The 11,517-nt window shown below is 64.9% G+C and carries 12 protein-coding genes; 5 read left to right on the forward strand and 7 right to left on the reverse strand.

All coding sequences use genetic code 11. The features are described 5' to 3' along the window. Positions 1–87: 87 nt before the first annotated feature. Positions 88–723, reverse strand: a complete 636-nt coding sequence (locus IVB47_RS22615) for a DnaJ domain-containing protein (RefSeq protein WP_247464432.1) — start codon at positions 721–723, stop codon at positions 88–90. Between the two features lie 152 nt (positions 724–875). Here IVB47_RS22615 and IVB47_RS22620 point away from each other — a divergent pair, with 152 nt between their 5' ends. Next, positions 876–1,151 (forward strand): BolA family protein, encoded by a 276-nt coding sequence (locus IVB47_RS22620; protein ID WP_026232423.1) that lies wholly within the window; start codon positions 876–878, stop codon positions 1,149–1,151. 123 nt (positions 1,152–1,274) lie between these two features. Here IVB47_RS22620 and IVB47_RS22625 read toward each other — a convergent pair whose 3' ends face one another. From IVB47_RS22625 to IVB47_RS22635, 3 genes are all read right to left on the reverse strand, one after another. Beyond that, positions 1,275–2,579, reverse strand: coding sequence for an HlyC/CorC family transporter (locus IVB47_RS22625; RefSeq protein WP_007599226.1), 1,305 nt, complete (start codon positions 2,577–2,579; stop codon positions 1,275–1,277). Positions 2,580–2,671: 92 nt separating this feature from the next. Continuing rightward, a complete protein-coding gene (aroB, locus tag IVB47_RS22630; protein ID WP_247464435.1) occupies positions 2,672–3,820 on the reverse strand; it encodes a 3-dehydroquinate synthase in 1,149 nt (382 codons plus the stop codon). Further along, positions 3,817–4,440: a shikimate kinase gene (locus IVB47_RS22635; protein ID WP_247363073.1), complete on the reverse strand. Its 624-nt coding sequence runs from the start codon at positions 4,438–4,440 to the stop codon at positions 3,817–3,819. Before IVB47_RS22635 ends, aroB begins: the two co-directional genes overlap by 4 nt. 185 nt (positions 4,441–4,625) lie before the next feature. On the opposite strand from IVB47_RS22635, the gene IVB47_RS22640 reads away from it, so the two are divergent. From IVB47_RS22640 to IVB47_RS22655, 4 genes are all read left to right on the forward strand, one after another. Then, a complete protein-coding gene (locus tag IVB47_RS22640) occupies positions 4,626–4,772 on the forward strand; it encodes a hypothetical protein (RefSeq protein WP_035669499.1) in 147 nt (48 codons plus the stop codon). Positions 4,773–4,789: 17 nt separating this feature from the next. Next, positions 4,790–5,758 carry a site-specific tyrosine recombinase XerD gene (gene xerD / locus IVB47_RS22645; RefSeq protein ID WP_247464439.1) on the forward strand — a complete coding sequence of 323 codons (969 nt, stop codon included), beginning with the start codon at positions 4,790–4,792 and terminating at the stop codon, positions 5,756–5,758. 201 nt (positions 5,759–5,959) lie between these two features. Continuing rightward, the gene (locus tag IVB47_RS22650) at positions 5,960–6,922 is read left to right on the forward strand and encodes an acetyl-CoA carboxylase carboxyltransferase subunit alpha (RefSeq protein ID WP_007599220.1); all 963 of its coding nucleotides are present in this window, start codon (positions 5,960–5,962) and stop codon (positions 6,920–6,922) included. A 407-nt stretch (positions 6,923–7,329) separates the two neighbouring features. Continuing rightward, entirely contained in the window at positions 7,330–8,874 is a 1,545-nt protein-coding gene (locus tag IVB47_RS22655; RefSeq protein WP_247464442.1) for a murein L,D-transpeptidase family protein, read from the forward strand. A gap of 185 nt (positions 8,875–9,059) precedes the next feature. Here the strand turns inward: IVB47_RS22655 and IVB47_RS22660 are convergent, their stop codons facing one another. The 3 genes from IVB47_RS22660 to IVB47_RS22670 form a co-directional block, all read right to left on the reverse strand. Next, positions 9,060–9,755: an ABC transporter ATP-binding protein gene (locus IVB47_RS22660; protein WP_007599215.1), complete on the reverse strand. Its 696-nt coding sequence runs from the start codon at positions 9,753–9,755 to the stop codon at positions 9,060–9,062. Further along, positions 9,748–10,482, reverse strand: a complete 735-nt coding sequence (locus IVB47_RS22665) for an ABC transporter ATP-binding protein (protein ID WP_247282998.1) — start codon at positions 10,480–10,482, stop codon at positions 9,748–9,750. The genes IVB47_RS22660 and IVB47_RS22665 overlap by 8 nt, the downstream gene beginning before the upstream one ends. Then, positions 10,469–11,517, reverse strand: a 1,049-nt coding sequence (locus tag IVB47_RS22670; RefSeq protein ID WP_346730807.1) for a branched-chain amino acid ABC transporter permease, incomplete at its 5' end; no start/stop codon positions are given. The genes IVB47_RS22670 and IVB47_RS22665, both read right to left, overlap by 14 nt.

The raw sequence follows: 11,517 nt of genomic DNA on the forward strand, positions 1-11,517 counted from the left end.
GCATTGGAATTTGAGGAAGCAACCCCTCATCCGGCGCTTCGTGCCACCTTCTCCCACAAGGGGAGAAGGGAAGACAGTGGCGCGGCCTCAGGACTCGCGCACCACGGTCTTCAGATAATTATACGCCTTGATGATCTCGATCAGGCGGTCCTCGGTGGAGCGGTCGCCGCCGTTGGCGTCGGGGTGGTGCTGCTTCACCAGCGCCTTGTACTTGGACTTGACGTCGGCGAGCGTGGACTCGGGGCCGAGGCCCATCACCTGGAGCGCCTTGCGCTCGGCGTTCATGATCTTGCGCGTCTCGGCCTTGGGCGCGGCCTGCGGGCCGGCGCGCCAGCCGGTGCGGCCGTTGAGCTCCTGGAACATGCTGAACGGATCGAAGGCACCGTCGATCTCGGCCTCGGCGCCTTTCTTGACGCCGCCATTGGCGCCCATCTTCCAGGTCGGACGATGACCGGTCAGCGCATCTTTCTGATAGCGCGCGACAGCGTCGGCATTCATGCCGGAGAAGAAATTGTAGTTCTGGTTGTACTCGCGCACATGATTCAGGCAGAAGTGCCAGTACTCACGCTGATTGTCGCGACCCTTGGGCGCACGATGCGCGCCCTTGTTCTGACACCCGGTCCATTCGCAATTGACCACGGCGTCGCGCGGCTTCACTTCCGGCTGCTTGCCTTTCGGCTTGATCCGGATGGAGTCGAAGAACTTTGATGAATCGATCGGCATGGCTGACTTTGACTACGCAATGCAAAAACCTTCAAGTCTTGACATTGCAATTAGCTGAAAAGCATAGCCGAAACTATGCTGAGGCGTCCTTGAACGACCGCCAGAGGCGGCCTATGCAATACGGAGAGCGATCTCGCACCGTAATGACCCAGATGGCCATCAGAGACACTATCAGCAACAAGTTGCAGGAAGCTTTCACGCCGGAAAGCCTGCAAGTCGTCGACGAGTCACATTTGCATGAGGGCCACGCCGGCCATCGGCCCAGCGGCGAGACGCACTTCCGCGTTTATATTGTGTCTTCCGCCTTCAAAGGGAAGAGCCGGGTTGATCGGCACCGCATGATAAATTCGGCGCTCGCCGCGGAACTCTCCGGCAGCGTGCACGCACTGGCGATCCACGCGCAAGCGCCGGGAGAAGGCGGGAGCTAGCTCGCCGATACGGCTGTCATGCCCGCGAAGGCGGGCATCCAGTACTCCGAGGCGACGCGGCTAGAATCGAGCCGCTGCGGCGTACTGGATCGTCCGCCTTCGCGGACGATGACAGCTACCGCGTCAAAACGACGTCCCGGCCCGCCGCCGCTTGGCTTCCTCCATCTCCGTCTCGCGCGGCACCGGTGAAATACGGAGTGCGGTGATGCGGTTGCGTTCGCGGCGGAGGACGCGGAAGCGGAAGCCGTGAAAGGTGAAACTCTGGCCGCGGTCGGGAATCGAGCGCGCCTCGTGAATGACGAGGCCGGCGACCGTCGTTGCCTCTTCGTCAGGCAGGTGCCAGTCCATGGCGCGGTTGAGGTCGCGGATCGGCACCGAGCCGTCGACGACGACCGAGCCGTCCGGCTGGGCGCGCACGCCCGCGACCACGACGTCATGCTCGTCGGAGATGTCGCCGACGATCTCTTCCAGAATGTCCTCCAGCGTCACGAGACCTTCAACTTCGCCGTACTCGTCGACGACCAGGGCGAAATGGGTCTTGCGGCGGCGGAACGCCTTGAGTTGCTCGGAGACGGGCCGCATCTCCGGCACGAACCACGGCGGCAGCGCGATGGTGGAGACGTCGATGCGCGAGGTCTCGCCGTCGGCCGCGCGGATCGCGCGCAGCAAATCCTTGGCGTGGAGCACGCCGATGATGTTTTCCGGCTTCTCGCGCCACAGCGGAATGCGGGTGTATTCGGCCGCCAGCACCTCGCGCACCAGATCCTCCGGCGGCAGGTCGGCGTTGATCATCGTCATCTCGGTGCGATGGATCATGACGTCGGAGACCTGGAGCTCGCGCAGATCGAGCAGCCCGCCGAGCATGTCGCGGTCGTGCTTCTCGAACTTGCCCTCATGGTGCAGCAGGTCGACCGCACCTCGCAGGCGCTCGGTCGGCGACAGGATCGCCTGGTGCTCGCCGGCAAGGCCAAACAGGCGCATCAACAGCCGCACGATGACTTCCACGATCCGCAGCAGCGGCCCCAGCACGTACATCGTCAGCCGCATCGGGCGCGCCACCGCCAGCGCCATGCGATCAGGCGCGTTGATCGCAATGGTCTTGGGCAGCACCTCGGCGAAGATCACGACCAGCGCGGTCATCAAGCCGGTGGCATAGAGCACGCCGACGTCGCCGAACCAGGCCGTGAAGATGCTGGTGGCCAGGGCGGATGCACTGATATTGGCGATGTTGTTGCCGAGCAGCAGCGCGCCGATCAGGCGCTCGCGCATGTCGAGCAGTTGCGAGACCACGTCGGCGTCGCGATTACCCTGCTTGGAGAGCCGCAGCATGCTGGCGCGCGAGGCGCCGGTCAGCGCCGTCTCGCTCGCGGCGAAGAAGCCGGAGACGAGCAGGCAGAGAATGACGATGGTGAATCCGAGCCAATCCATGAACCACTCTGGTTTCTTGTTTTGACGCGTTTTCTTGACGCGAACCGGTACCCACTTCGCTCGAAAACGCTTTAGCGCCGTTCAACCGCGTGTCACGCCTTGTGGGCGAGCTTGTCCTTGAGGAAGTCGCGCACCGGAGCCGGTTCGACGTTCTTCGCGACGACGGCGCGTCCCACAGCCTCCAGCAGGATGAAGGTGAGCTTGCCGCGCACGACCTTCTTGTCCTGCGCCATCAGCGCCATCAGCGCGTCGGCATCGGCAAGCCCCTCCTGCGCGAAGCCCGCGATGTCCTGCAAGCGCGTCGGCAGGCCTGCCTCAACGAGGTGACGCTCGACGCGCGTCGCATCCGCTTCGCCGATCATGCCGAGCTTCGCCGAAAACTGCGCCGCCAGCGTCATGCCGATCGAAACGCCCTCGCCGTGAAACAGGCGGTCGGAGAAGCCGGTCGCGGCTTCCAGCGCATGGCCGAACGTATGGCCGAGATTGAGCAGCGCGCGCTCCCCGGTCTCGCGCTCGTCGCGCGAGACCACGCCGGCCTTGGCGCGGCAGGAGGTCGCGATCGCATGCTCGCGCGCCGAACCGCCTTTGGAGATGTCGGAATGGTTCTTCTCGAGCCAGGCGAAGAAGGCCTCGTCGCCGAGCACGCCGTATTTGGCGACCTCGGCATAACCGGCGCGGAATTGCCGGGGCGACAGCGTGTCGAGCACGGCGGTGTCGGCAATCACCAGCACCGGCTGGTGGAAGGCGCCGAGCAGATTCTTGCCCTGCGGCGAGTTGATGCCGGTCTTGCCGCCGACGGAGGAATCGACCTGCGCCAGCAGCGAGGTCGGCACCTGCACGAAATCGAGGCCGCGGCGCAGGATCGCCGCCGCAAAGCCGGCGAGATCGCCGACCACGCCGCCGCCGAGCGCGATGACGAGATCGTTGCGCTCGATTTTCGCGGCGATCAGGGCTTCGCTGACCTTTTCGAGACCGGCATAGGTCTTCGAGATCTCGCCTTCCTCGACGACGATGCGCGATGTCGCAATGCCGCTGGCTGCGAGCGAGGCCTCGGCGGGTTCGAGCCAGTATTTCGCGACGGTGCGATCCGTCACGATCGCGGTGCGCACGCCGGGGCGCAGGCGCGCGACGCGTTCGCCGAGCGAAGCCAGAATGCCGCGGCCGATGACGATGTCATAGGCGCGATTCTCCAGCGCGACCTCGACGTTGACGGGATCGGAATGTTTCAAAGGCGCGGTCATCGTGCGGCACTCGCGACGTCGGCTGGTGGCGGGGACGCCCGTTCGCCGCAAAGATGCGCGCGTAGCGTCTCGATGGTCTCCTCAACGATCTTGTCGTGCGGCACGTCGCGCGAGGCGATGGTGAGGTCGGCATGGCCGTAGACCGGCTCGCGCTCGGTGAGCAGGCGCGTCACGGTTCCTTCGGGATCGGCGGTCTGGAGCAGCGGACGGTCGGCGCGCCGGCGCACACGGCGCATGATGACGTCATGATCGGCCTTGAGCCAGATCGAGATCGCCTTTGCCGCGATACGGCTCCGCGTCTCCTCGCGCATGAAGGCGCCGCCGCCGGTCGCCAGCACGATGGGGCCGCCGTCGAGCAGACGCGCGATCACGCGGGCCTCGCCGTCACGGAAATGCGGCTCGCCGTGGCGCTCGAAGATTTCCGGTATGGTCATGCCGGCTGCGGCCTCGATCTCGGTGTCGGCATCGACGAAGGGCAGCTTGAGCCTGAGAGCCATGCGGCGGCCGATGGTGGATTTGCCCACCCCCATCATGCCGACGAGCACGATCGAGCGCGTCCCCAGCGCCGACAGGATGTCGGCCTCGGGCGAAGCTTGGATCGGCAACGCGGCGTCGGGCATTTGTCTCGCTCGAATGGGTCTCGCTCGATCTGCCGCCAAAGGCGGCATCCTTTGGCCACCTATACGACCCCAAAGGGGGCCTCGCCAGAGGACTCTTGCCACGAAACGGCGAACGTGTTGGATGATTTCATTGGTTAATTTGCCCGCCAAGCCGCCTGACCGAGACCCTCTCCGAGATCCTGCCGATGCCCAGCCTGTTCCGCTTCCTGACGGTCGTCGCCGTGATCGCCGGCATCGTCTATGGCGTGGTCTTCGCGCTGGCGAACTTCGTCAATCCCAAGCCGCGGGAAATGACCGTGACGATCCCGCCGGATAAGTTTCTCAAGAAATAGGAGGTAGCCTCCGGGGCATGCGTGCAAAGCCCTCGGACACAAAACTCACCGGCCTGTTCCTCGACATGCTCGCGGCGGAACAGGGCGCCGGCCCCAATACGCTCGATGCCTATCGCCGCGATCTCACCGACTTCTCCGAGTTTCTCGGCCGCGTCGGCCATGCATTCGCGGACGCGGAAACACAGACGCTGCGCGACTATCTCGCCGATCTCGACACGCGCGGCTTCAAGTCCACCAGCGTCGCGCGACGGCTATCGGCGATGCGGCATCTCTATCGCTTCCTCCTGAACGAACGCATCAGAACCGACGATCCCGCGGCGATCCTGTCCGGGCCGAAGCGCGGCCGCGGCCTTCCGAAGGTGCTGTCGATCGCGGATGTCGACCGCATGCTCCGCCGCGCCAAGGAATTGAGCGAGGCGGAGGCTGCCTCGCCCTCGAAACGGCTGCGCGCCCTGAGACTCTATTGCCTGCTCGAGGTGCTCTACGCCACCGGCCTGCGCGTCTCCGAGCTGGTGGCGCTGCCGCGCACGGCCGCGAAGCGCGACGCCCGCATGATCGTGGTGCGCGGCAAGGGTAACAAGGAACGGCTGGTGCCGCTCAACGAGGCCTCGCGCCAGGCGATGGCTGATTATCTCGCGGCGACGGAGGCCGCCAAGGACAACAACAAGTCCGACAAGAAGAACAGCGTGGCGGCCTCGAAATGGCTGTTCCCCTCGTTCGGCGAGAGCGGACATCTGACGCGGCAGCATTTTGCCCGCGACTTGAAGGAGCTTGCGGTCGCTTCAGGGCTGCAGGCCCGGCTGGTCTCCCCCCACGTGCTGCGCCACGCCTTCGCCAGCCACCTGCTGCACAACGGGGCCGATTTGCGCATCGTGCAGACGCTGCTCGGCCATACCGACATCTCGACCACCCAGATCTACACCCACGTGGTCGAGGAGCGGCTCAAGAGCCTGGTCCGCGACCTGCACCCGCTGGCGGAGAAGTAGGTCTGGCGCGTCGCCCCGCTGCAGGCCAAGGCCGAAACCGCCTTGACTTCGGCCACATCTCCGCAGAAAGAGCCGAGGCCTCACGATGATTGGCCTGCGCTGGTTGCGAACACACAAGCCAACTCATTGACGGACCTACATTTCTTTCCACGACATCGAATCCGCTTCGCCGCCTCGCCCCGTCCTCCCTATATTGAGTTGATGCCAGACCAGATGCGCAGCTATCTCGATTTCGAAAAGCCCGTCGCCGAGCTCGATTCCAAGCTCGATGAATTGCGGACGCTTGCGGCCTCCGGCAGCGACATCGCCGAGGAGATCGGGCGGATCGAGGACAAGGCGGCGCAGGCGATGGCCGACCTCTATCTGAACCTGACGCCGTGGCAGAAGACGCTGGTCGCGCGGCATCCGCAGCGGCCGCATTTCAACGACTTCATCAAGGGCCTGATCACCGAGTTCACCCCGCTCGCCGGCGACCGCAAGTTCGGCGAGGACGAGGCGCTGGTAGCCGGCTTCGGCCGCTTCCGCGGCGAGGCCATCTGCGTGATGGGCCAGGAAAAGGGCGATTCCACCGAGAGCCGCATCAAGCATAATTTCGGCATGGCGCGGCCCGAGGGCTATCGCAAATGCGTGCGGCTGATGGAGATGGCCGAGCGGTTCGGCCTGCCGGTGCTGTCGCTCGCCGATTCCGCCGGCGCCTATCCCGGCATCGGTGCGGAAGAGCGCGGCCAGGCCGAGGCGATCGCGCGTTCGACCGATGCCTGCATGGCGCTGACCGTGCCGAACGTCGCCATCATCACCGGCGAGGGCATGTCGGGCGGCGCCATCGCCATCACCACCGCCAACAAGGTCCTGATGCTGGAGCACGCGATCTACAGCGTGATCTCGCCCGAGGCGGCGTCCTCGATCCTCTGGCGCGACGGCTCCAAGGCGCAGGAAGCCGCCAACAACATGAAGATCACGGCACAGGACATGCTCCGATTCGGCGTAATCGACAGCATCCTGAAGGAACCGGTCGGCGGCGCCCATCGCGACCCCGCCGCCATGATCGCCACCACGGGCGACGCCATCGCCAAGGCCTTCGACGAGCTCCGGGGCCTCGACGGCGACGCCATCCGCAAGCATCGGCGGCAGAAATTCCTCGATATCGGCCGGAAATTGGGCTGATTCGGGCGGTTTGGGACCCGTTGGACGCGTTACCCTCCGCCGTCGTCCAGGCTTTCGCCAGGACGACGCTGGATTTGAGGCCGGCCAAGCCCCGCAGGCGTCCGGTAACCCCGCGTTAACCCTTTTTTTGCCCAAATCAGCGATCTCTGTACCGGTTTGGCCGCGAGGCCCAAGTTACGGCCCAGTTTAAGTCTTCGTTGACCACGCCTTTGGGCCAACGGGCTCGTGATCCCCGTTCGGGTTGCGACCACATGACCCAGAGGTTAGAATTTTAATCAATGGCTTCAGGGCATAAGCGCTGGAGCGTGATTGCGAAAAAGCCCGTCGCGACGGGTCCCGGTCTCCGGTCGGATCATGCTTCAAGATTGGGGTTTGCGCGCGCTGCCCTGGACGGTGTGGGGTCCATCTTGATTTCTCGTTCGCTTGCTCGCGCGTTTCTGGTTTCGGTGGCGCTTGCCGCCAGCTTCGTGCTGGCCGGCTGCGATACCGACCAGGTTTCGCTTGCGACCAATGCCAAGGCCAACCAGCCGGTCCCGCCAAAACTTCTCGCCGCGATGGTCGAGAAGAACATGGACCTGCAATCGCCGATTCTGGTGCGCCTGTTCAAGCAGGAGGCCGAGCTCGAGGTCTGGAAGCAGACCCGCAACGGCCAGTTCGCGCTGCTCAAGACCTATCCGATCTGTCGCTGGTCGGGCGACCTCGGCCCGAAGGTGCGCGAAGGCGACCGCCAGGCGCCGGAAGGATTCTACTCGATCAATCCGGGTCAGATGAATCCGCAGTCGGCGTACTATTTGTCGTTCAACACGGGCTATCCGAACGCGTTCGACAAGGCTTTGGGCCGCAGCGGCTCGCAGCTGATGGTGCATGGCGATTGTTCGTCGCGCGGCTGCTACGCGATGACGGACGAGCAGATCGCCGAGATCTATTCGCTCGGGCGCGAATCCTTCTTCGGCGGCCAGAAGGCGTTCCAGCTGCAGGCCTATCCGTTCAAGATGACCCCGGTGAACATGGCCAAGCACCGGAACAATCCGAACATGCCGTTCTGGAAGATGATCAAGGAAGGCTATGATCATTTCGAGGTGACGCGGCAGGAGCCGAAGGTCGATTTCTGCGAGAAGAAGTACGTGTTCGACGCGGCGAAGGCGCCTGACGCCAAGCGCGATCCGGTGTTCGACGCGTCCGCGAAATGTCCGGCCTATGTGGTCCCCGAGGAGATCGTCAGCGCCGTGCGCGAGAAGGATGCGCGCGACCAGGCTGAGTACAACAAGCTGGTTTCGCGCGGTACGCCCGTTGCGCGCATGAACACCGGTATCGACGGCGGCATGAACAAGATCTTCGCCGCGAAGATTCCGGAAGGGTCGACGGGTCTGTCGGAGGGCGCCGAAGGCACCACCTTGCAGATGCTGGCGATGGCGAAGGCGCCGGGCACGATCCCTGGACACGTCAATCCGCCGAAGCCGAATCTCGATGCGGCCGCGCCCTCGCCGCAGGAAGAGCCGGTCGTCGCTGTTAGCGCGCCCGCCGCCAACGCCCGCGTCGCCACTGCAGCTGCGCCTGAGAAATCCGGCTTCTTCTCCAACCTCGGCCGCAAGATGGGCATGGGCAACGCCGACGCCACGGCAACCACGCCGCCACCGCAGGCCACGGCATCCGTCGCTCCGGCCGCGACGACCACGACGCCGCCGACCGCAGCGTCCCGGCTGAAGGCCGCGGTGACCCGGTTCGTGCCGGGTCGCGACACATCCAAGGATGCAGCGAAGGATGCGCCGAAGCCGGCTGTTGCCGCTGCCAAACCCGCCGAACCTGTGAAGCCCGACACCCGCCTCGCCGCGACCCGCCCGACGCTGAAGCCGTCGGTGTCGGATGGCGCGGGTGAAGCGACCCAGATCATGGGCGCCGCGCCGGTCGTGCAGTCGAACTCGTTCGACAGCCGGTTTGGGGCGGTGAAGTAGACGGGCGCTCCGCTTAATCTCTCCGATCCATCCCAGCCTGACGCCGTCATTCCCCGCGATGGCGGGGAATCCAGTATTCCAGGCACCCCTTATCGATCGAGAAGCTGCGGCGTACGGGATGCCCGCCTCCGCGAGGCATGACAGCCGAGTTCGGTGTGAGAGCGACGCGCTTCACGCGCGCTCTCCTACGGCGCCAGATACCGCAGCAGCTCCGGATTGCCCCTCACCTCGCCTGCCTCGCCTTGTAGTGCGACGCGGCCGCGGTCGAGCACGTAGGCGTAGTCGGCGACGCGGAGCGCGAGGTCGAGGTGCTGCTCGACGATGATGACGGCGATGGTTTTCGCGAGTTCGATCAGGCGCTCGGTGATCTCCTCGATCACGCCGATCCAGACGCCTTCGGTCGGCTCGTCGAGCAGAAGCAGTTTTGGATCGCCCAGCATGGCGCGGCCGATGGCGAGCATCTTGCGCTCGCCGCCGGACAGCGTGCCGGCGGGCTGGTCGAGGCGCTGACCGAGCTTTGGGAAGATGGTCAGCACGTGGTCGACCGCGTCGGCCTTCCTGCTCGCGAGCGAGCCGACCGCAAGATTGTCGCGCACCGACAGGCGCGCGAACACCGAATGCTCCTGCGGCACGTAGCCGATGCCGGCGCGCACGCGCTCCTGCGTCGCGCGGCGGCTGATGTCGCGCCCGTCGAAGGCGACCTCGCCCTTCCACGCCGGCAGCTCGCCGACGATGGTCTTCATCAGCGTGGTCTTGCCGGCGCCGTTGCGGCCCAGCACGGCGACGCCGCCGCGCCAGGGAATGCCGAGGTTGACGTCGAACAGGACCTGGCTGCGGCCATAGCCGGCGTCGAGATGCTTGATGTCCAAAAATTCAGGCACGGCGCAAATAGATCTCCTGAACGGCCTTGTTGGCCTGGATCTCCGACACCGTGCCTGACGCCAGCACCTTGCCCTGGTCGAGCACGGTGAGACGATCGCAGATGTCGCGGATGAAATCGAGGTCGTGCTCGACGATCACCAGCGAGCAATGTTCTTTGATCGGCTGCAACAGTTCGCCGGTAACGCGGCGCTCCTCCAGGCTCATGCCGCCGGTGGGCTCGTCCAGCAGCAGAAGCTTCGGCTTGCAGGCAAGCGCCATCGCGATCTCCAGCCATTGCTGCTGGCCGTGCGACAGCGCCGCCGCCGCATCGAAGGCGCGGTCGGCAAGGCGAAATTGCGTCAGCATGGTCATGACCTGATCGTGCAGCGCCACGCGGGTGCGCGAGAATACGAGATCGAACAGCGAGGATTGCGCCTGCAGCGCGAGCAGGATGTTGTCGTAGAGCGTCAGCGTCGGCAGTACGCTGGTGATCTGGAATTTCAGGCTCATGCCGGCGCGGGCACGCTCGGTCGGCGTGAATGCCGTGATGTCGGTGTTGACGAAGGAGACCTTGCCTTGGGTAGGCACCTCGGCACCGGCAATGCACTTCATCAGCGTGCTCTTGCCGGAGCCGTTCGGGCCGATCAGGCCGTGAAACTCGTTCTCGCCGACGGTCAGCGCGGCGCCATCGAGCGCAGTGAGCTTACCGAAGATCTTCTTGACGCCGGTGGCTTCAAGGAGCGGCATCGCGCTTCTCCTTCGCTTTGCCACCGAAACTGCCGACCCGCTCGCGTTCGCCGAGCACGAAACTGATCAGGCCGAGCGGCCGGAACAGGATCACGAGCAGGAGCAGCACGCCGAGGATGATCGGCCAGACCTCGCGATAATTGTCCGACAGCCAGAAGCTGACGCCCTCGACGATGACGGCACCGATGACGGCGCCGATCAGCGTCCCGGAACCGCCGAACAGCACATAGAGCACGACTTGCGTCGAGACCACGACGCCGACCATGTTGGGCCAGACGAAACCTTCGTGGAAGGCATAGAGGCTGCCGGCAAGACCCGCCACCGCGCCGCCGATCGCGAAGATGATCGCCTTCAGGTGCTGCGCCTTGTAGCCGAAGAAGGCGATGCGCTGCTCGTTCTCGCGCAATCCCGCCAGCGCCAACCCGAACTGCGAGCGCACCAGAAAACGGCAAAGGAGATAGACAACGACACAAAGGCCAAGCACGAGATAATAGAACGGCGGCCCTTCCGAGAATTCGTAACTGCCGAGTGTCATCGACGAGATCGAGGGGATACCGTTCTGGCCACCGAGATAGTACCAGCCGCGCGCCAGCCGGTCGGCGGCGTAGGATCCGGTCAGCGTGCCCAGCGAGACGAAGATCACGCTGGAGGGATGCCGTCCCAGCAGCAGGAAGCCGCCCAGCAGCAGCGCAAAGGTGAGGCCGATGATGGTGCCCGCAGGCAGCACCAGGAAGATGTTGGTGATGTTGAGGTCGCGCGCGAGCAGCGCCACCCCATAGCCGGCCGACCCGAAAAACAGCGCCTGGCCGAAGCTCATGATGCCGGCGTAGCCCCACACCAAATCGAACGACAGCGCGAACAGCGCGAGGATGATCACCCGCGTCGCGAACACCGTGAGGTAGTCCTGCAGCAGCAGCGGCGCGAACAGCGCCGCGACCAGCACGACGCCCTCCACGATCGGCAAGACCTTTCGGCCCGAAGCGGCCTGCTTCGTTGGTCCGTGCTCAGTCATGGCGACGTCCGCCTCCCCGCCGA

The sequence above is a fragment of the Bradyrhizobium sp. 62 genome (assembly GCF_023073035.1).
Lineage (GTDB): Bacteria > Pseudomonadota > Alphaproteobacteria > Rhizobiales > Xanthobacteraceae > Bradyrhizobium.